Source organism: Streptomyces sp. TAA486 (assembly GCF_000426165.1).
Map to the genome: position 1 here is coordinate 692,573 of NZ_AUEV01000001.1, position 18,609 is coordinate 711,181.

The following is an 18,609-nucleotide window of genomic DNA, read 5'->3' on the forward strand; positions in this document are numbered from 1 at the left end:
GCCAAACCGTGCACGTTTTCCGCAGAGCCGCCGACAATGCACTGGTCGAGCCACTGATGCCTCTTTGTGCGGCTGACGCGTAATCCTCGCGACCGCCGAAGGGTGACTGCGTTGTGCCGACGCCATCGAGCACTCTGAGCTGGACTGATGCCACAAGTAAACATCGCCACCGGGGCGGACCTGGCGCGTGCCGCCAAAAGGCAAACGGTCCAAGCACCGTTTGCCTTTTGACATGAACGCAATAGGTCCTGACCTGTATTTCTGCTGCTCAGGACCCTTGATCGGAAGTACCCCCGGCAGGATTCGAACCTGCGCACACGGCTCCGGAGCGTTCGATTCCCAGTGATTCGCGCAGGTCAGCGTCTTCTCTGACGGGCAGTCGAGCCAGTGGCGTCAGAAATGCGTCAAGTGCTCCGGCGGAGGACCTGACGCTCCGTGGACTGAAGGGGCCTCGGGTCAGGTCTCTTCGCAAAGGAGTTTGCCCTGCGCCCCGTGGCCCGGAAACAATGTCTGTCTGCGTGACGTTGGTCGCGGAGGCGGGATTGCGAGGGGTGACGGGGCTGAAGCTGTTCACGGTGAACGGTGGCGTGGCGGAGGTCTCGTCCCGCCTTGCGGGGCGCGAGCGGGAGTTGCATCAGCTGGTCGGGGCCAACCTGGAGACCATGCTGGGGGTGCGGCCGTTGGCGAGTGAGTACAGCACCGGGCCGGTCCACGGCGGTCGGATCGACACGCTGGGGATCGATGAGGGCGGGGCTCCGGTCGTTGTCGAGTACAAGCGCGGTGTGGATGCCGGCGTGATCAACCAGGGCTTGTACTATCTGTCGTGGCTGGTCGATCATCGGGCGGAGTTCGAAGCTCTGGTCCGCGGCCGTCTCGGGCCGACTGCGGCAGGCCAGGTGTTGTGGAGCGCGCCCAGGCTGATCTGTATCGCGGCGGGCTTCAGCCGCTACGACGTGCACGCCGTGCGTGAGCACAGGCGCTCCATCGACCTGGTCAGCTACCGCTTCCTGGGCAGCGATCACTTCGCCTTGGAGACGGTGGCGTCCGTCGGCAGGCAGGCGGCCCCGACCAGAGCAGCTGGCGTTCCCGATGCGGGAGGCGAAGCGCAGGGCCGCCCGGCCGGCGGTTCGCTGGCGGAGCTGCGGGAGGCCGTGGGCGAGGTTCTGTCGGGACTTGGCGATGACGTGAAGCGGATAGAGACCCAGACCTACCGGGCCTACCGGAGAACGCAGCATTTCGCGTGCGTGTGCCCTCCGCAGGAGACCAAGCTGCTGGTCTACCTCAAGGCCAACCCGAAGAAGGTCGACCTCATCCCGGACTTCACCCGAGATGTGACCGAGCGCGGCCACCATGGCACGGGCAATCTCGAGGTGGCGCTGCGAACGGAGCGGGATCTGGAACGCGCCGACGAGCTGTTCCGCCTCAGTTACGACGTGTCGTAACTCGGCAGCGCTCGCGCTCGGGTGCGGCGGTCGCGCGCTTGTGTGTGGAGTTGTGGGTTGTGGAGTGTTGGCGGCCTTTCGACTCGGGAGCAGTGGGTGGCGGTGGACTTCCATGATGCGGCGGATCCCCGGTTTGGCTAACCGGGGATCCGCGGTTATATACGGGCGCTGCTCCTGCACCACGCTGCGCGGTAACGCAAAGCCCGCTGTGAGCCGTGTTCTTGCCGACGAGGCGGTCTGAAGACACCGGTTGAAATACGCGCGTTTCGCTTTTCCGGGAGCGTTGCTGGGAATTGCTGTGAGCGGCGATTTCGCCAGGAGTCGCGATCACTGGAGACTCACCGGTCCCAGCAAGCCCGTGGCGCAGAAGTCCGAGGCTGAACAGCGTCGTTGAAAGCACGCGATGGGAGCTGTCTTACCAGGAGATGACGGGTTGCGGCATGCTGGGTACATGAGCAGGTGCGCGGCAGCCAGGATCTCCGTGCTTCCGGAGTCGCTCGGCGACTTGGCCGGGCCGACCTCCGGGAATGTGGTCCTGCCCCGGCATATCGACTGGGGACCGCACTACGAGTACGACCTCGCCGACGAGGCCGATCTGATTCTCATGTACGAGCGGGTCATCCGCGAGGCCCAGTCAGCGGCCGACCTACGCTCCTACCTGAGCGCTGACCTGTTGCTCCGGCACTGGGGGAATCTCTTCCTGCCGTCTGCAGTCCGCGTGGCCTGGCAGACACGCTTCCCCGAGCTGGGGCCCACGGTGGCCGCAGCGTAGTGCAGGAGTTGCACCGCCGGCTGATCCGCGCTGGCTCGACGCGCTGGGTGACGACTTCGATGAGCGGCCATCGCTAGGGTCGATGACATGACGTACACGCCGCGCCGGCCGGTCTCTGAACTCCCCTTCGGCGGGAGCGACATCATCCTGCGCTACCACCTTGAGCACCCGGCGGTCCCCTTCGATTTCGAGGAGACCCTGGAGACGTGGTCCGTCGGCATCTTCCGGTATCACGGAGAGGACGAGGCGTGTCCGAACTGCTCGGAGGAGCAGGCGTGCGAGTTCTACGAGAGCGGCACTCCGGTCGGGGACATGAGCTTCGTCCGGATCCGCGACTACACCTCCGACCCCGCTTGGGAGGCGGCCGACTCCCAGTCGGGAGACATCGAGAAGGTCGTCGCGGTGTGTACCGACCCGGCCTACTCCATGACCCCCGGCCTGCATTGGTCGGAGGACTTCGAGAGGACCATTGAGATGCCCTTCGGCGACCTCCTCATCATGAACCGGGTCCACATCGCCCCCGAGTGGCGAGGCTTCGGCATCGGCGCACTGGCCGCGGCCGAGGCAATCCGGCGCCTGCGCGGCGGATGCTGCGCAGTGGCGTGTGAACCAGCGCCGACGGACCGCGAGTTCGGAGATGACGAGACCGCTTTCGCCAAGGCTCGAACCAAGATCGCCAGGGTGTGGGAATCGGTGGGCTTCCAGCCGTTCAAGAACGGCATCTACCTCCTCGACTCTGCCATGCAGCACCCGGAAGACTGCAGGATTGCCTGGCAGGAGCACTTCGCCCGGTAGTCGAGGCAACCTCCTGCGTGAGGTTGGGTGTGCCGCTGCCCGGGTTTTCCGTCAGCGCCGGTTTCCACGTGAGGCGTGAAGTGCGGGCGGCGCGTGGATCGCTGGTTTCGCCGAAGGCGGGCGGGGGCGTTCAGTGGTTGCCGTGGTGCTGGGTGGTGCTCGAAGTCGGCAGCGGGCTTGCTGGGCTGTGAGGTCGGCTAGGGCGCGGCGGGTGCCGGTGGCGAGTTGGTGGGGGCTGTTGGCGGGGTCTTCGGCGAAGGCGCGGATACGGATGGCGGTTCGGTGGGCGCCGAGGAGGAGTGCGCGCTGGAGGATCTGTTCTGCCCAGTGTTCGGGTGAGCCGGCAGGCTGGGAGAGGCGGGCGAGCACATCCTCCGGGCGTGCGTTGGAGGGGGCGAGGAGTCCATGGTGCTGTGCTTCCCACAGCACCGTGATCGGGTCGATGACCTCACCGCGGAGGGCGAGGGCGGTCAGGCATTGGTAGAGCTGTCCGTGCAGTGGCAGGGCGAAGTCCTCGGCGCGCAGGGGCAGTTCTTTGAGGTCGCCTGCTCGGTCGGTAGCGGTCGCGAGGAACAGGCGTTCTTCTTCCAGCGCTTCCTCGGTCCTCTCGGGCGGCGGATCCGCCGGGAGGGGTGTGCGGGGAAGGGAGCCGGGGTGCGGCCTGGTCTGGCCGGCCAGCTCATCAACGAACCGAGCGAGGACACCGGCCTGTTCGGCGACCGCGGCGACGGGGTCGGGCAGGGTGGTGTCGGTGGCCAGCTGTTCCAGGCGCATGGCGTGTTCGCGCAGGGTGCGTCGTGCGTGGTCGGCGCGGATCATCTGTGCGTAGGACGCAGCGTGTTGTGGCCGTGGGCAGGCTCCGATGCATGTGTGGAGGTAGGCGGTGCTCACGCCCGGAGCTTCATCGACGGCGCGCGCGAGGACGGCGTTGATCCACGCCGGCTCCTTGCGGTGCAGCTCTGGCTCCGGTGGCGTGAGGGTGCGCATTGCCGCGTACACCGCCCGGTGGGATGCGGCCTGGAAGTGTTCAGGCAGCAGGGCCTCGGTCCGAGCCAGCTGCTCGGGGTCGAGGAGGAGCGCGCCAAGGAGGGCTTGCTCGGCATAGTGCACGGGCGGCTCTGGCGCGGGTTCTACGTCGAAGTCCTCCTCGTCTGTCTCGGGGGTGTGGGGCATCAGGCCGCCAGGTCGAAGTCGTCCGGGCCGAGGGTCTTGTCGAGGTGTGGTGCGAGCACGTGCGCCGCGAGCCGGGGTGGGACGGCGTTGCCGATCTGGGAGAACTGCTGGCCCTTGTTCCCGGCCCAGGGGTAGTCGGCGGGGAAGCTCTGGAGAACGCCGGCTTCTTGTGCGGTGATCCGCACCGCCTCCGCTGTCGCGGTGTCGTCGCTGTGGCCAGGGGGTTCTGCGACCCAGGTGCACTCATTGGCCCGGTGGCCAAAGAAGAGCGTGCCAGCGGGCTCATCTGCACCGCGAACGGTGGCGTTGGTCTGGTTGTTACTGCGCAGCAGCCACCTCCGCCCGCCCGTACCGTCAGGCGGCTGTGTGGTGCCGGGGTGGGGCCGGACCGTCCACTGGCCGCCGGACTTGGTGGTCAGTGCTGGTGCGGGCCGGGTATGGGGGCTGGTGGTCTGGCGGGTTCCATCGGGGCGCTGGTCGCGGCCGGTGTGCAGGAGCCAGGTGCCGCGGTCGCGGGCGTCGGTGAGGGATTTGCGGGAGCCGGAGGGGAAGGGTTCCGGGCCTCCTCCGGGTCCGCCGCCGGCGCAGACGGTGGGAACGGGCCTGTTGGTGGCGCCCCAGCCGAGGGCCTGCGCCATGGACACCCACTTCCCGCGGCCCGGGCCGAAGAGCGTCTCCGGCTCGGCGAATGGGGCGTGTGTGGGCTCCGGCGGCAGGGCGGTGCGCACGCGTGAGGCGAGCAGGATCGCCCGTCTCCTGGTCTGGGGGACGCCGTAGTCGGCGGCGTTGAGAATCCCGGCCCAGGTGGAGAAACCCCAGGTGCGCAGGGTCTGTGCGTACTGGCGCCATAGCGGCAGGACGTCGGGTACCTCTTCCATAACGGTCCACTCGGGCTCGCCGACGGTGTTGAGGGCGTGCAGGTAGCGCATGGGTTCGGCCGCCAGTAGCGAGCGTGCGTCGCGGCAGGAGGCCAGCAGCTTCGCGCGGGTGTCTTGTCCTGCGGCCAGGTCGGCGACGGCCTGGTGGACCAGCGGCTGGTCGAGCAAGCCGAGGCGTTTCCCGGCCATGCTCCATGCCTGACACGGCGGGCTCGCTATCAGGCCGATGGTCCGGCCGGTGAACGGCCAGACGGGATACGCCGCGACGTTGGTGCGGATGGTCAGCTGACCTGCGGCGGCGCGGGTCTTGCAGGCCCACTCATCCCACTCCAGGCCCACGTCCTGCGAACCGAGCACTGTCAGTGCGTGTGTCCATCCGCCGGGGCCGGCGAAGAGGTCCAGGATCACGTAGCGAGTCCGAAGTCGTCCTGCACCGGCTCGGCTTCGCCGCGGCAGGCCCATGGGGAGCAGCCGTCGGGCACACCGTGCTCCATCACCTCCGCGTCCAGCCCGCCGCCCTCTCCGGTTTCCTGTTGCTGGGCGGCCTGTTCGGTGGCGGTGACGTGGTCGATCGGGGCCTGGTCGAGGGGTACGCGGGAGCGGTGCAGGAATGCCTGTCCGAGGAGCTTGGTGCCGGTGGCGTTGGCGCGGGCGTTGCCCTGGCGGATCGCGGCGTCGAAGGCGACGACGTCGTCCCATTCGGCGGGGGAGGTGTCGCGGATGTGCCTCCATTGGGCGTTGCCGTGGAAGGGGCAGCCCAGGCAGGACGACTTCGGCGTATTGGCCAGCCCGAGGTCGGTGAGGTAGCGAGCGCAGTCGGCGCGGGACCAGTTCATCTCCGTGATGAGGGGATGGCGGTTGCGCATGTAGGCGACGTCGGCGTCCTTCGCGCGGTGGAACTCGTCGGTGGAGATGCCGATCCACTGCTCCACGAAGACGCCCTTGGGCACGCGGTTCGGGTGGGGGTAGCCGAGCAGTGAGCGGATCTTCTTCTTGATTGGTTTGACCTTGTACTCACCGCTGCACTGGCGTCGTGTCATCCCGGCCTTGCCGTCCTGGTTGAGGATGTGCAGCGGCATGGAGGCGAAGCGGTGATCCGGGTCGAGAGCGTCGTCGCGGATGTTGCCGGCCGAGACACGGAGAACGGGTATCCCCGCGGGCTCGGCTATTTCGCGTTCGAGACGGTCGAGGTGGGCGTAGACGGCTGCGGGCTCCCAGCCGGTGTCGGCGAAGATCGCGTAATCGGCCTTGGGGAGAAGGCCGTTGGCGGACAGGCACAGCAGGGCGCTGCTCTGCACGCCAGCGCCGAGAGACAGAGCGCGGAACTGTGGGGTGGTCAAAGGGACTTCCAGGAGGTGGAGGAGGGGTCGAAAGCGCGCGGGAGGTGATCGGCGGAGCCGTCCTGGGCGGCGGTGCCGTGGACGGCATGGGCGAACTCGGCAACCAGCGCTGGGGCGTGGGCGGGGTCGATGAGATGGCCGGCGGCCGTCGGTCGCGAGGTGGGCGAGCTGGCGCACGCGTGCGTAGACAGCGCGGATCTCGGGGCTGTGGTACATCGGCTGGGAGTTGAGCGTGTCCACGATGGTGAGCGCGGATCGGGCCAGGTGCTGGGCGGATTCCGTCTGTGTGGTCAGCAGCGCGGTGGGAGTCGGCCCGCCCAGCGCGTGCTGCACGTGGGTGTCGTTGAATCGGGTGAAGTCGGCTGCCAGCGCCAGGAGTTGTTCGGCGGGCTCAAGGGAGAAGGTCTTCTCGGGCAGGGATGGCTCCCTCCGGGGGCGGCGGGGTGGCTCAGCGACGCCGGCGGGGGCGGTCGAGCTGAGCCAGGGCGTGATGGACGTGCGGATTCATCGCGGTTCCACGGACCGGTGTGACCAGGGCGCTGTGCTCATGCCGGGTGCTGAGGGGGACGTCGGTGAAGGCCCGTTCCACGGCGATGGGCGTGGCCAGGTGGGAGAAGAAGTTGCGGACGAGGCCCTCGGGGGTGTCCTGCGCGAAGGTGGCCAGCGGTGCGTTCTCGAAGTAGAGGTGCTCGACCTGCCAGGCGATCTCCTCGTCGGGCGTGTATTCCAGTCGGCAGTACAGGTCGGGGGAGGTGAGGGTCCCGCCTTCGATCGACCAGTGGTTCAGTTCGGCGAGCTGGTCCAGGGGCATGTCCGTGATCGGGATGCGCTCGGCGTGACGGGTATCGCCGAGGAGCTGAGGCAGTGCCTGGGTGACGGCGGCGACCGCCTCCAAGGGCGACTGTCTGCTGAAGGTCGCTTCCCAGTAGGGCTTGTGATGGGCCACGGTGCACCACCGGCCGAGTGGGTGCAGCGGGGTGAAGTCGACGACGAGGCTGCCGTCGGGACTGTCGATCGTGACGTGTCCGGTGGTGGCGTCGTGCTCGTGGTTCCAGCCGAAGAGGTGGATGAGGGGACCGATCACGTCGGCGATCCGGTCGCCTGCGCCGGCCATGTACCGCGGTGAGACCATGACCCGCTCGTCGGGTGCGTACTGGCTCATCGTCGAACGCCCTGCGCGGCGGTGACCTTCGGGACGGCGTTGCCGGCGGGTTCGCGACCAGCGATTGGCGCGGGCCGGGCGGCGAGGGCGGTCTTGCCGCGCTCGGTGCTGGTGAGTGCCTGCCCGGCGTACAGGCTGGTGCTCGTGTCGCGGTGCACAAGTCCCTTGGTGTGCAGGGCGGTGTAGGTGGCCATGTTGATGCGGAGGCCGCCGGGGACGCTCGCGTACATCCGTCCGCGCGTCGACTCCCGCAGCTGGACGCCGCCTTGAGCGATCAGGTGCAGGGCCTGGTGCTGGACTGGGCTGAGTTTCACGGACTTGGCCTGTGGAGCCTGTGCCGAGCTCTGGGCTGCGCGTTTCGTTGCGGTGGGGGTGGGGGCGGCGGGGTGGAGCCAACTGGCGGTGTAGCGGCAGGCGGTGGCGCAGTTGTCCAACCGCCCTGCAGCATCGTCCAGGTGGGCGGTGATGGCGGTGCGGGCGCGTCGGTGCCGTTCCTGGTGCTTGGAGTCGCGCTCCGGTTGCTCGGGGTGGAAGGGGGCGGCGTCGTAGGTGTTGTCGGAGACGGCCATAGCCAGGCAGGCCGTGGCGTGGGCGGCGTCTTCAGCGACGGCGGCAAGGCAGTCCGCGGCGGCGCGGGCTCCGGGCCGCCGGGCGAGCGGGCTCTCATCGAACACGGTCAGGCGCGCGAGCGCGCCGGTGACCAGGTCCTGAGAGGTGGCCAGCAGCGGGGTGAGGCGCCGCAGTCCATCCGTGCCGGTGCCCGGCTCCGCTGCCTGCGTGGCCAGGTGCTTGCGCAGGGAGGTGAAGCGGTCGGCCAGGGCACTGAGTTGGCCGGCCTGGGCAAGGGGAGAAGCCTGTTCCATGAGGGGTCCTCTGTTGGGAGGGCTGGGTGTTGTCAGCGGCGGCGCGAGGCCTGGGCGCCGCCGGGAGACGCACTTGGGCGTGGCTGCGCGGAGTGCCGCCGTGCGGGCGGGGTGTGGTCCAGCGCGGGGATGCCAAGGGCCACGTGGATGCGTGCGCCCGTGGTGTAGAGGTGGCTCTCAGCCCGGACGACGACGGCAATGGCCTCGGACTCGGTCGTCTCTGGCGGCAGGACATGGCCCGCGGGGGTCGGGCGGAAGCCGTGCAAGGCCAGCACCTGCCGGATCGCAGCGGAGCGCGTGGTGGCGGTGACGTGGCGGCCGGTCAGGTCGAAGTGGACATCGGCCACAGCCTCTTCGCGGGCAGTGGAGGTCAGGTCAGCGATGTTCGTGGTCTTGGCGAGCAGCCCCATGAAGGCCAGCGCCGTGGCCTGATCGGCGTCCCGGCGCGATGTGCCGGTCGGTAGCTGGTACCAGGTGCGACCGTGCTGTTCGTGAGCGGTGAAGCCGCTCTGGGTGAGGATGCGGTGGGCATCGCGGATGTCGGAGTTGACGACGACGAAGGTGCGGCCGTCGTCAGCCGAGCCGAAGAAGACGTCGTGATGGTCGATGAAAGCCACAAGAGCTCCGGGCGTGGTCAGCGGGCGCGCCGCGTCGGCTTGCTGCCCGGCGGGGTATGGGCGCTGCCCGGTGCAGGGCCCGGGTGCGGACGTGCGGCCTTGGCCGCCTCGTCTGGGCCGGTCAGGACCTCACCTGTGAGGTCGAGGGCCGTGCGGGCTTGGCGCAGGTGGCTGTGGACGGTGCGGCGCAGCCCCTCGGCTTTCCGCACGGCGGCGGTGTCGGCCTCATCGGGGGGTGTGCGCAGGTCACCCAGCGGAGCGAGCGCCTGGACGTAATGGTGCAGGGCCTGGGTGACCGGACGGCACGCCGTGGCCAGCACGCCGGCCATCCGCTGGGAATCTGCCGGGCGTTGCTCGGCCTGCTCCGCGTAGTAGTAGGCGTCGCCGGCGAGTCGGCGGGCCAGCTGGGAGAGGAGGTCGATGTGCCGGGTGGCGGTGAACAGGGCGGTGCTGCCGGGGCCTGGTTGGACGGGGTGGGCGTCGATGTCGGCGATGACGGCGTCCAGTGCCGCGGCCGGCGTGAGGTCGTCCAGATCGTCGGGTTCAGTCAGCATGGCTTTCAACGGGCCTTTCATGCGTGGGGAGTTGGGCCAACCGCCGCGCCGGTCCTGGTGTGCGCGGCAGGAGAAGGCGGGCGTCAGGCGGCGGGCCCGTAGTCGTCCTGCTGCGCTGCCGTCTTGTTGATGGCGCGTGCGGTGATGGCTTTGGAGGCGCGGGCGGAGGCCGCGGACAGCTCGGCGGCGCCGGGTTCGGCGTACCAGGGACGCAGAGTGAGCATCGCGGCGCGCATTCCGGTCGCGAAGCACAGGGCGGTGCCCTTGGCCAGGGCGCGGATCGCGTCCGGGGGCAGGATCCGCTGCTGCCGCATCGAGACCGACGTCGACTTGCCCGACTCCGAGCGGGAGACGGAGGTGGTCTCCACGTCGTGTTCGCCGATGAGGCGGGAGAGTTTGTCGGCGAAGTCGGGGTCGTCGATGCCGGAGCCGATGACCTTGACGGTGCTGGCGGACCACATGGCGTCCATGCCGGCCTCGCCCCACACTTTCTGGCCCTGGCGGTAGGACTGCAGGATCGTGAGCGGGATGATGCCGCGCGAGCCCAAGTGGGAGTACAGGTCGGGCAGGTCGGAGATCTTGCAGACGTTTGCGGCCTCGTCCAGGACGGCGAGCGCGGGCGGGTCGAGGCGTCCGCCGGAGCGTTCTGCTTCGGCGGTTGCGGTGCGCATCACCGCATCGGCGCAGGCGGCGATCAACGCGGAGGCTCCTCCGCCGCCGTCCTTGGAGAGCAGGTAGAGGGTGTCGCGGCCGGTGACGAAGTCTTCCGGGCGGAATTCTTCGGTGTCCTGTTGCGGGGTGATCCAGGCGGCGATGTCGGCGTTCAGCAGGGCGGCGGCGTACTGGCGGGCGGTTTCGAAGATGCCGTCGCGGGTTTCGGGCGGTCCTTCGACGGTGCCTTTGAGCTGGGCGGCGACCGGGGCGAAGCCGGTGTCGCGGAGGATGTCGAGCGGGGTGCGGTCGCCGGGGAAGGCGAGCCAGGCCATGACGTCGGTGATGGGGCGGGTGTCGTTGGCGGCGGCGAGGAAGAGCTGGGCGAGGATGTTGGATCCGGCCTTGGACCAGAAGTCCTGCTGCGAGGCGTCCACGGAGGCGGACAGGAAGTGCCCGGCGAGCCGGTTGGCCCCCTCCAGGGTGGTCGCGGTGGCCAGAGGGTTCCACCACATGGTGCGCTGCCCGTGGGCGATCTGCTGGGGGTCCATGGTCCAGGTGCGGCCGATACGGGCGCGGGCTTCCAGGGTGGCGGTGTAGGCGTCACCGGCGGCCTTGTTGCTGGTCAGCAAAACGGGGCCGGGGGCGTGGAGGATGGCGGGGATCGCCAGCGCGGTGGTCTTGCCCGAGCGTGGCGCCATGATGGCCACGGCCACGTCCTCGTATCCCATGCGGACCTCGCGCCGGGTTCCGGCGAGGTTGCCCAGCAGGATGCCGGTCTCGTGCGCGGCAGGGGACTTGGTGTCCTTCAAGGTCGGTCGCAGTGAACGGGCTTTGGCGGTGGTCTGTTTGGACAGCAGCGGCGCGATGTCGCCGCGTTCGGCCATGCCCGCCACCGACTTCTTCCTCCTGCCCTTACCGCTGTCGCGGCGGGTCCACCACAGGGCACCTAGTGCTGCGAGCGCGAGGAGGAGGGTGATCGGCACGATCAGGCGGCCGATCATCAGTGCCGTAACTCCGGTGTGGGGCCAGAGGAGTTCGGGGTGGACCAGCGCGGCTGCCGGCTGGTAGGGCGCCCACGGGCCAGCGCCAGTGAGCTGAGTGGTGATGTTCCCGCCGAGCCAGGCCAGATTGGCCAGCGGCACGGCGATGGCCATGAGGGCGAGGAGGATGCGGAAGGCGACGTCATAGCCGTCGCTCGTCGAGGGCGTGGAAGGGGAGTTGGGCACGGGCAGCCTTCAGGGGCCAGGGGGCGTACGGATGAGGGGCGGCCGACGGAGACTCGCCGGGCAGGAAGGGCCGTTGAGCTCACAGCCGGCGGCGTTCAGGAGCGGCCGGCAGCGGTCATCCGGCTGCGGCGGCTCTTCAGCGGCGTCGCGGCGGCCTGTGGGGAGCTGGGGGCGAGTCGAGGGAGGGCGCCGCAGCGGGCCGTGCCGCCGGCGGGGTGGCTTGCTCGGCGGCTGCGGCGATGTCCAGCAGCGTCTGGCCCTGAATCGCCCAGGTGTCCAGGTAGTGCCATCCTTCGGCGTTGCGTTCCGCGAGGGGCTCGTCGAACGACTCGGTGCCCGGACGGGCGTTCTCCGGAAGGGCCTCGCGGATCCCGGTCCATTCGGACTGCAGTGCGCGCATCTTGCCGAGACTGTCCCGGAGCGTGGCCAGGGAGTGGGCCCAACCTCTTGTCCGCTCCTCCGCGGGGATCTGGGCGAGCTGCGCTTGTGCTCCGTCCAGGAGGTGGTGGCCGTCGTTGAGAAGCTGGCGGAAGGCGCGCCAGGTGTCGGTGTCCCGTTGACGCTGGCGCAGCCCGTAGGTCACGTCGTCGACCGGCCAGCCGTCGCTGTCGCTGTGCAGGTCGGAGTAGAGGTCCCAGTCGGCCAGGATCTGTTCGGATTCGCGCATGTATTCGGCGAGCTGGTGCAGGCGTAGCTGGTGCAGGGAGGGTGGGTTGGTCGTCACGAAGGGGGCTTTCGACGGGGGAGAGGCGTACAGGCGGTTGCGCCTGTGGTGCGAGGCGTGTGCCGGCCGAACGGTCAGCGGCGCCGTGCGTTCGTCGTGGGTGCCGCCACCGGTGCCGGTGTGCGCTCGGCCTGAAGAGCGGCTGCGCGGCGGGCCTTTCGGGCTGCTGCCCGTGCGGCGGCAAGGCGCTGCTTATGGGCTTCGGCGAGGGCTTCGCCCTGGGGGCCGGTGCGTTCCTGCGACACCAGGTGCGGGCGCGGAACGCCGGTCATGGGGCGCTGGACCGGGGCGGTGGCGGCGAGGGCGGTGGTGAATCCGCCGAGGAGGTGGCGCGGGGTGCGGTCGTTGAAGAAGGCGTGCCACAGGCGCTGATAGCCGCCGAGCCCGTTGCCGAGCCGCACCTCCGCCTGCCAGTGGAAGACCCCGTCACGGAGCACAGAGTGGCGGCGCAGCGACAGCCGCCCGTCCGGCGCGAGAGCCTGCTGGTTGCCATGCTCGCCCTGTTCCATGGTCCAGCCGGCTGTGATGAGCGGCTGCCACACATCCGGCGCCGTTGGCGGTTCGGGGCGGATGAGGGCATCGGTGAATCCGGCGAGGAACTCGACCGGGGTGTGGCCGCCGAACTCGGCGTACCAGGCCTCGTCCCAGGTCTCGGTGCGGATGCGCCACCACGCGGTGCCGGAGCGGGAATCGGGTGCCAGGACACTCTGTAGCGCTGGTCGGGGCTGGCCTGCACGACGTGCGGATAGTCCGAGTCGGAGAGGTTCTTCCAGCCGGCGGCGCGCAGGGCCTGTGTGACGTGCCGCGGGTCGCCGCACCCGGCCAAGTGCCTCGGGCTGGTGGCGAACTGGATACTGCTGCGCGGGTCGAGTGCCTCCACAGCGGGATGGGCCTGCTTCATCGACGCCGCCCGCCGCCGGCCAACGCGGACGGCCTCGGAAGCCCGGCGGGCTTCGGTGCCCGTGCGGGTGTGCGAGGGCGGCGCTGGATGCCCCAGACGGTCCTGGCCCGTCGGGTGGCGCGGGCGGCGGTGACGCGCAGGCGCTGCCAGGCGCCGAGCTGGGAGGGCAGCACCATGTACGGCGTCACGCTGGCCTGCCGGGCGGCGGCGAAGGGAATGCTCCCCGGTGGGCGCAGCAGCGGCATCGGGTCGGCCAGGGCGGCGGCGAATCCCTCCACGGCCCGCATGGGGGCGTTGTCGCTGAGGACCGCGTCCCACACCTTCATCTCTTGCCCGCTGCTGGTGGTCGCGTTCGCGCCGGCCACCCAGCGCGCGGAGCCGTTGTGCTGCTGGAACTGGAGGCTGGCCGCGCCGTCGGGGCTCGTCGCGGTGGGATGTTCCCCGGCGGTATTCGTCCAGCCCTGGGCGGTTAGCGGACGCCACACGTTGGGCGCCTGCGGAGAAGGCGGCCGGGTAAGGGCATCGGTGAATCCGGCGAGGATCTCCACCGGGACCGCGGCGCCGAAGCTTGCCTCCCAGGCGCTTGCCGGGCCGTCTCCGCTGTTCCCCGCGACCATCCACCTCGGTGGGTTGAGATCGTGCGCGTAGGAGACGCGAGCGGTGCCGTCGGGGCTGTTGAATACGATGGGCCCGCCGGAGCGGCGGGTGTGGTTCTTCCAGCCCGCGGCATGCAGGTAGCCGGTGATGTGCGTGAGGTCGCCGCCGCCGGCAAGGTGCCGCGGCTGGATCAGAAAATGCTGCAGTGGAACCTCCCAGCCGGGCATGGCAGGACGCGGGCTCACGACTGTCCCCCGCGAACAGGGCCTGAGGCGGCGTTCGTTGGCACCGGTGTGGGTGTGGAGGCCGTGACCTGCGCGGCCGGGATGTTGTCGGCCCGAGATGCGCGCAGGTGGATCTCGCCTGTGTGCTCGTCGAGGTCGAGGCTGATGTCGTGAAGGGCGTTGGTGGCGTGGCCGAGGGCGAGGCACAGTTCGGGCGTGAAGGTGCCCTCGGCGGCGCGGGTGTAGTGGGAGGCGGTGGCCAGCAGCATGCTCAGGCGGTCCAGGACGCCCTCGTCACCGTCGAGGACCGTCTCCAGGATGAGGGCGGCCTGCTGCGCGTCGGCCTGTGAGAGGTGTTCGGTCAGCCGTCCCAGATCGTGGGCGATGTCCCGCGCGAGGAGCACGGGGTCGGTCGGGATGTTGGTCATGGTCCTCCGCGAGTAGGAGAGTTGGTGGATTCCCACGCGCGGCCCTCATCAGCGATGGGCGCCTCGTCGACGGGCGAGGATCGGGCCGGCGGCAGGAGGATCTGCCGCGTCATCTCGCTGGCGACGATGGTGTGGAGGTAGCGGCGGATGAAGAAGGCCGCCAGCCGGGGCCGGCGCGTGGCAGACATCGGGGGTGGGACGGTGCGGGGATGGTCGGGGATCGTGCTGCTCCAGGGGTGGTTGTTCAGCGGCTGCGCCAAACCGGTGCGTTCGGGCCGGGAGCGGCAGGTGCCGGGGCGGGCCGCAGGGGGACGGGAGCCTTCATCCCGGTCGGGGGGGTTGAACAGGTCCGGCGCGATGTGGATCTGGAAGCCGGTCGCGTGGAGGGTGAGCGCGGACCGTGTCGCCGCACGCTGCTTCTTGTCCGCCGTGTGGTCCGGGGGCAGTTCGAACGTGAGCGCCGCAGGCGGCAAGGGCGTGCCGGGCCGTTTGAAGCCGGAGGCTTCGAGGAGGACGTAGGCGTCGGGATGGACCTCGGCGCGTGTGTCGGCGCACACGCGCCCTCAGGCTCGGCGGGTGATCTCGATGTCGTTTCCGTGCGCCTCGGCGAGGTTCACCGCTTCCGTGGCCTCTTGAGCTTCGGTGCCTCGGGTGGGCGAGGTTGCTGCCTGCCGGTCCTTCACTTCGGCGAGTGCGACGGTGTAGGCGGCCTTGTCAAAGAGGTCCGGGCCGATGTTGACGCGGTATCCGGCGGCCAGCAGCGGGGGGATGGCGCGGCTGGCCAGCTGATGCTGCTGCTTGCGGGGCAGGTCTTCGGGGACCACGTGCCAGATGTAGGCCGGACCCGCTGTCACCACCCTCTTGCGTTCCAGGCCGAGTTCGTCGAGCAGGCTGAGGAGGTGTTCGAGTGCCGCGGTGCGGGAGTCGGCGTAGATGGTCGAAGCGCCCCACCGCCGGTAGATCTCCAGGTCGGTGCCGCACTCGTCGGCGAGGTTTCCCACGAGGTGGTTGCTCCTGTTCGTCGGGTCAGCGCTTGCGCTGTGGAGGGTCGCGGTCGGCTTGAGGGGGTGCACTTGCCGGGCCGTGCGGTGCCGCATCGGTGGAGGGGCGTGCTGCGGCGTTGTTGCGGATTTGCTCGATCTGCCAGGCCTGCCGGGAGATGCTGGCGGCGGCGTTCATCAGCGCCTCCGGCAGTACCGGTTCCTGCCCGGCTGCTTCCAGCCGTCGTGTCCAGGGGGCCCAGGCGGAGACCACCGTCATCAGCATCCGCGGGAGCATCCCGTCGTTCGGCGCGACGAGTTCGCTCAGCACCTCGGCCACCTGACGGTCGTCAGCGGCGGCGCCGGCACGTGCGGCGAGCTGCGCGAGGTACCTGTGGGCCGCGGCACGGTCGGAGTCGACGGTGCTCAGCACGTCGAGTGAGGGGTCGAGGTGGACGCTGAATCCGGCGAGGAGCAGATGCTGCGCGGCGGCGGTGGCGCCCTGGCGCTGTTCCTCGACGGGCAGTGTGCGCGGTTGGCGGTGGTAGGTGCCCAGCGGCCCAGGGGCGGGGAGGAAGTGTCCGGTGGTCTGGAGGATCCCGGCCGCGCGCTCGGTGCCCCCGAGGGCGATGACCAGCCCGGTGCGGTGGTCCCGGCTGATGGAGATGTAGTCCTGGACGAAGAACTGCGGTTCCGACTCCGGGGCTTGGCCGATGCTCATCGCGTACGTCCCCGTGTCGGTGCGGGCTGGTGTGCCGGCGGGCACGGGGCGGTGGCCGGGTCGGTGTCGCGGGGCGGGTGGCGCATGAGGACGCCGATGCCCAGGTCGGCGAGTTGTGCTGCGGCGGCCTGGACGTGGTGGGCTTGCTCGGCGGTGTCACTGGCGGGCAGGACGAAGGCGAGTTCGGCGGGGTCCCAGGTGAAGCCGTTGCTGTGCAGCGCGGTGGCTGCCGCTTGGCTGGGGATCTTGGCGGTGATGACGCCGTCGCCGTACCAGGTCATCACCACACGCTCGGGCTCCGGAGCCGGGGCGGCCGGTGCCGGCGCCGGGTGTTCGGCGTTATAGCGGACCTGGCCGAGGGCTTGTTCGTAGCGGGGGAGCAGATCGGATGCGACGTCCCGGGAGGCTTGGACCGGGTTAGCGGGGACCGCGACGCCGTCAGGCTCCCGGACACCACGGAAGGCCTCTGGCTCCGTCTCAGGTGGGGCGAGGGCGCCGACGAGATACTCACCGCCGTGCGCGGGGCGGTCGATGACGTACAGGCGTCTGCCGTCCTGGTGGGTGAGGACGGCGTCGTGCCCGAGGACGACGTCGGTCACGGCGGTCGAGACGAGGTTCATGTCCCACAGGTCCGCCGCGATGGGGAACTGATCAGGGTAGGCGGCGTGTTGGTGGTATTCGCTGGACCAGGTGCCGGGCAGCTGCTCAGCGAGGGCGGCGGCGAAGGACTCCAGGTCGCGGGTATCGGTTCGGGGCATTCCTCTCCACAGGACGGGAGTTGAAGGGGTTCTACCGGCGGCGGCCGGGTGCGGCGCCGGGGCCGGGTGGCGGCTGGGGCGGACCTGGGGTGGGGGCGGGGCAGGGGCAGCTGACCGAGGCCTCCCGCTCCTCAGCGGCGACCTGTTGTGGGCAGAGGGCGCGGTGCGGGTGCCGGGTGTGCCGGTCGGCCAGCTCGTCGCGGATCAAGCCGACATCGGAGACGAGGATGCTCAGGCGCTCGGAGGCGAGGTAGCGCAGCCGGTTCGCGTAGTGGGGATCGGCGCTCTCGCCGAGGTCTTGGAGGAAGTCGGCGGTGGCGGCGAGGACTTCGCCTACGGCCGCGAGCACGCCGTCGCCTGGAGCGGTCAGCTCGGTGAGGGCGTCGGTGACTTGCTCGGTGTGGTCGGCTTCGCGGATGCGGCGGGTGAGAGAGGCGACGTGGTCGCCGAGGGTGGGTTCGTGCAGGATGCGGCGCCCGGTGATGAAGGCCGCGTCGTGATCGACGTCGTAACCGGCCGCGGTCAGGCGGGCGACCGCATGCTTGCCGAGGCGGATCGCGTCGTCGTACTCCAGGCCGGTGGGCAGCCGGTGGTAGTGCTCGTGAAGACGCACCACGGGAACGAACCCGCTGCGCTGGAGGATGCTGTGCGCCTCGATGTCCCCGCCGCGGGCGAGGACTTCCCCGGAGTGCGGGTCGTGGCGGATGTCCAGGTGCCGGTCGGCGAGGGGCATGGAGAGCTTCCAGGACTGAGCTGGTCGGGGTGAGGGCGTGGCGGCATGGCCTGTCAGGCCGTCGTTGATCGGGGCCAGTGCGAGTTCGGCCTCAAGGCGGCGCGTCTCGTTCGCGAGGAGGGGGAGGAGCCGGTGTGGCAGTGCGGTCCATGTGCCGTCGGGACGGATGAGGTTCGCGATCAGGTCCAGCCGTCCGCTCTGGCCCTGGACGGCGATCCACCGGCACGGCTGCTCGTCTCCCGGGACGGCGATGCCGGCGGTCCGTGCGAGGCGGTGCGCGATCTCGGACCACTCCGGTGAGGTGAGGGTGCGGTCGCGTGGGTGGAGCCGGAGGCTCAGGTGCCACACCGAGTCGCGGTCGCCTTCCCTGCGAGCGTGGTTCGGGTCGTCAAGGAGGTTGCTCCAGTCGACGGCGGTCCACAGCCGCTGCTCGTCGTCCGGGGTGAGGTAGTCCAGGCCCGGCCAGTGGGCGACGATCGTGTACTCGGTCAAGGCCTCTTCGGTGGTTGCTTCCCGGCCCAGCGCCAGGGCGAGGGCAGGGGCGGCGGAGACCTCGCGGGAGTGAACGCGGGGGATCAACGGCCGCTGCTCTGGTCGCGGTTGTGGATGAGGTGATCGAGGGCGTTGAGGGTGTACCAGCGGCCGTCGACGACGCGGTCGGTGGGCATCTGCGGGAGCAGGACGTCGGCGAGGGCTTTGAGGTGGCTGGTGCAGTCGGGGCAGTAGCGCTCGATGTGTATGAGGTGGCGGGGGTGGGCGGTGATGAAGGTGTGCGCTCCGCCGTGGGGGTTGCGCAGCCGCCAGCCGTCCTCGTCGGTGGGGGTGTGCCAAGAGGGGGCGACGACGGTCATCTCCTCGCCGCACAGGTCGCCGCCGAAGGCTCCTTTGATGATGACGATGCGGTCGCCGGGCGCGAAGTGGGCGTGGGTGATGTCGCGTTCGGGTGTGACGGGGTCGGCCGGTATGTGCGGCGGCCGGTAGGCGGCTTCGGACACGAGCGGGTCCTTCACGAGAGGTGGGGCTGGCGGCCGGGCTTTCCATGGTCCGGAGAAGGCCCGGTTTGGCTA

At 69.9% G+C, this 18,609-nt stretch carries 21 protein-coding genes; 3 read left to right on the forward strand and 18 right to left on the reverse strand.

Translation table 11 applies throughout. The features are described 5' to 3' along the window. The first annotated feature begins 551 nt into the window (after positions 1 to 551). The 3 genes from I004_RS0103165 to I004_RS37355 all read left to right on the forward strand — a co-directional run bounded on the left by I004_RS0103165 (position 552) and on the right by I004_RS37355 (position 3,009). Positions 552 to 1,442 carry a DUF5655 domain-containing protein gene (locus I004_RS0103165; RefSeq protein ID WP_028434301.1) on the forward strand — a complete coding sequence of 297 codons (891 nt, stop codon included), beginning with the start codon at positions 552 to 554 and terminating at the stop codon, positions 1,440 to 1,442. Positions 1,443 to 1,893: 451 nt separating this feature from the next. Continuing rightward, positions 1,894 to 2,214 (forward strand): hypothetical protein, encoded by a 321-nt coding sequence (locus I004_RS0103170; RefSeq protein ID WP_028434302.1) that lies wholly within the window; start codon positions 1,894 to 1,896, stop codon positions 2,212 to 2,214. 87 nt (positions 2,215 to 2,301) lie between these two features. Then, a complete protein-coding gene (locus I004_RS37355; protein ID WP_051344633.1) occupies positions 2,302 to 3,009 on the forward strand; it encodes a hypothetical protein in 708 nt (235 codons plus the stop codon). A 51-nt stretch (positions 3,010 to 3,060) separates the two neighbouring features. Here I004_RS37355 and I004_RS0103180 read toward each other — a convergent pair whose 3' ends face one another. The 18 genes from I004_RS0103180 to I004_RS0103270 all read right to left on the reverse strand — a co-directional run bounded on the left by I004_RS0103180 (position 3,061) and on the right by I004_RS0103270 (position 18,537). Then, positions 3,061 to 4,182: a DnaB-like helicase N-terminal domain-containing protein gene (locus I004_RS0103180; RefSeq protein ID WP_037974614.1), complete on the reverse strand. Its 1,122-nt coding sequence runs from the start codon at positions 4,180 to 4,182 to the stop codon at positions 3,061 to 3,063. Then, positions 4,182 to 5,468 carry a DNA cytosine methyltransferase gene (locus I004_RS0103185; RefSeq protein ID WP_028434304.1) on the reverse strand — a complete coding sequence of 429 codons (1,287 nt, stop codon included), beginning with the start codon at positions 5,466 to 5,468 and terminating at the stop codon, positions 4,182 to 4,184. The genes I004_RS0103180 and I004_RS0103185 overlap by 1 nt, the downstream gene beginning before the upstream one ends. After that, complete coding sequence (locus tag I004_RS0103190; RefSeq protein WP_037974906.1) at positions 5,465 to 6,343, reverse strand: adenine nucleotide alpha hydrolase family protein; 879 nt, start codon at positions 6,341 to 6,343, stop codon at positions 5,465 to 5,467. Before I004_RS0103190 ends, I004_RS0103185 begins: the two co-directional genes overlap by 4 nt. 505 nt (positions 6,344 to 6,848) lie before the next feature. Then, entirely contained in the window at positions 6,849 to 7,562 is a 714-nt protein-coding gene (locus tag I004_RS0103195) for an SPDY domain-containing protein (RefSeq protein ID WP_037974616.1), read from the reverse strand. Continuing rightward, positions 7,559 to 8,425 (reverse strand): hypothetical protein, encoded by an 867-nt coding sequence (locus tag I004_RS0103200; protein ID WP_028434307.1) that lies wholly within the window; start codon positions 8,423 to 8,425, stop codon positions 7,559 to 7,561. The genes I004_RS0103195 and I004_RS0103200 overlap by 4 nt, the downstream gene beginning before the upstream one ends. A 32-nt stretch (positions 8,426 to 8,457) precedes the next feature. Beyond that, positions 8,458 to 9,042 (reverse strand): hypothetical protein, encoded by a 585-nt coding sequence (locus I004_RS31860; protein WP_051344635.1) that lies wholly within the window; start codon positions 9,040 to 9,042, stop codon positions 8,458 to 8,460. A gap of 17 nt (positions 9,043 to 9,059) precedes the next feature. Then, a complete protein-coding gene (locus tag I004_RS0103210) occupies positions 9,060 to 9,596 on the reverse strand; it encodes a hypothetical protein (protein WP_028434308.1) in 537 nt (178 codons plus the stop codon). A gap of 83 nt (positions 9,597 to 9,679) precedes the next feature. Further along, complete coding sequence (locus tag I004_RS0103215) at positions 9,680 to 11,476, reverse strand: type IV secretory system conjugative DNA transfer family protein (RefSeq protein ID WP_028434309.1); 1,797 nt, start codon at positions 11,474 to 11,476, stop codon at positions 9,680 to 9,682. 136 nt (positions 11,477 to 11,612) lie between these two features. Continuing rightward, on the reverse strand, positions 11,613 to 12,200 hold the full coding sequence (locus I004_RS31865) for a hypothetical protein (RefSeq protein ID WP_051344636.1): 588 nt from the start codon (positions 12,198 to 12,200) through the stop codon (positions 11,613 to 11,615). Positions 12,201 to 12,274: 74 nt separating this feature from the next. Beyond that, on the reverse strand, positions 12,275 to 13,018 hold the full coding sequence (locus tag I004_RS31870) for an SPDY domain-containing protein (RefSeq protein WP_106965234.1): 744 nt from the start codon (positions 13,016 to 13,018) through the stop codon (positions 12,275 to 12,277). Positions 13,019 to 13,097: 79 nt separating this feature from the next. Continuing rightward, positions 13,098 to 13,943 (reverse strand): SPDY domain-containing protein, encoded by an 846-nt coding sequence (locus tag I004_RS0103230; RefSeq protein WP_158676982.1) that lies wholly within the window; start codon positions 13,941 to 13,943, stop codon positions 13,098 to 13,100. Next, complete coding sequence (locus tag I004_RS31875) at positions 13,940 to 14,350, reverse strand: hypothetical protein (RefSeq protein WP_051344637.1); 411 nt, start codon at positions 14,348 to 14,350, stop codon at positions 13,940 to 13,942. The genes I004_RS0103230 and I004_RS31875 overlap by 4 nt, the downstream gene beginning before the upstream one ends. Beyond that, a complete protein-coding gene (locus I004_RS0103240; protein WP_028434312.1) occupies positions 14,347 to 14,907 on the reverse strand; it encodes a hypothetical protein in 561 nt (186 codons plus the stop codon). The genes I004_RS31875 and I004_RS0103240 overlap by 4 nt, the downstream gene beginning before the upstream one ends. A 6-nt stretch (positions 14,908 to 14,913) precedes the next feature. Continuing rightward, on the reverse strand, positions 14,914 to 15,351 hold the full coding sequence (locus tag I004_RS31880) for a hypothetical protein (protein ID WP_051344638.1): 438 nt from the start codon (positions 15,349 to 15,351) through the stop codon (positions 14,914 to 14,916). A 25-nt stretch (positions 15,352 to 15,376) separates the two neighbouring features. Continuing rightward, positions 15,377 to 16,051: a hypothetical protein gene (locus tag I004_RS0103250; RefSeq protein ID WP_028434313.1), complete on the reverse strand. Its 675-nt coding sequence runs from the start codon at positions 16,049 to 16,051 to the stop codon at positions 15,377 to 15,379. Beyond that, a complete protein-coding gene (locus I004_RS0103255) occupies positions 16,048 to 16,809 on the reverse strand; it encodes a hypothetical protein (protein WP_028434314.1) in 762 nt (253 codons plus the stop codon). Before I004_RS0103255 ends, I004_RS0103250 begins: the two co-directional genes overlap by 4 nt. A gap of 31 nt (positions 16,810 to 16,840) precedes the next feature. Next, positions 16,841 to 18,121, reverse strand: a complete 1,281-nt coding sequence (locus I004_RS40080; protein WP_486579706.1) for a hypothetical protein — start codon at positions 18,119 to 18,121, stop codon at positions 16,841 to 16,843. After that, a complete protein-coding gene (locus I004_RS0103270; RefSeq protein ID WP_037974919.1) occupies positions 18,118 to 18,537 on the reverse strand; it encodes a hypothetical protein in 420 nt (139 codons plus the stop codon). The genes I004_RS40080 and I004_RS0103270 overlap by 4 nt, the downstream gene beginning before the upstream one ends. Positions 18,538 to 18,609: the final 72 nt, after the last annotated feature.

Coding starts and splice junctions, on each gene's coding strand:
- I004_RS0103200 (WP_028434307.1), bottom strand. CDS start 8,425: ATGGAACAGGCTTCTCCCCTTGCCCAGGCCGGCCAACTCAGTGCCCTG.
- I004_RS37355 (WP_051344633.1), top strand. CDS start 2,302: ATGACGTACACGCCGCGCCGGCCGGTCTCTGAACTCCCCTTCGGCGGG.
- I004_RS0103195 (WP_037974616.1), bottom strand. CDS start 7,562: ATGAGCCAGTACGCACCCGACGAGCGGGTCATGGTCTCACCGCGGTAC.
- I004_RS0103250 (WP_028434313.1), bottom strand. CDS start 16,051: ATGAGCATCGGCCAAGCCCCGGAGTCGGAACCGCAGTTCTTCGTCCAG.
- I004_RS0103170 (WP_028434302.1), top strand. CDS start 1,894: ATGAGCAGGTGCGCGGCAGCCAGGATCTCCGTGCTTCCGGAGTCGCTC.
- I004_RS0103255 (WP_028434314.1), bottom strand. CDS start 16,809: ATGCCCCGAACCGATACCCGCGACCTGGAGTCCTTCGCCGCCGCCCTC.
- I004_RS0103180 (WP_037974614.1), bottom strand. CDS start 4,182: ATGCCCCACACCCCCGAGACAGACGAGGAGGACTTCGACGTAGAACCC.
- I004_RS31875 (WP_051344637.1), bottom strand. CDS start 14,350: ATGACCAACATCCCGACCGACCCCGTGCTCCTCGCGCGGGACATCGCC.
- I004_RS0103210 (WP_028434308.1), bottom strand. CDS start 9,596: ATGCTGACTGAACCCGACGATCTGGACGACCTCACGCCGGCCGCGGCA.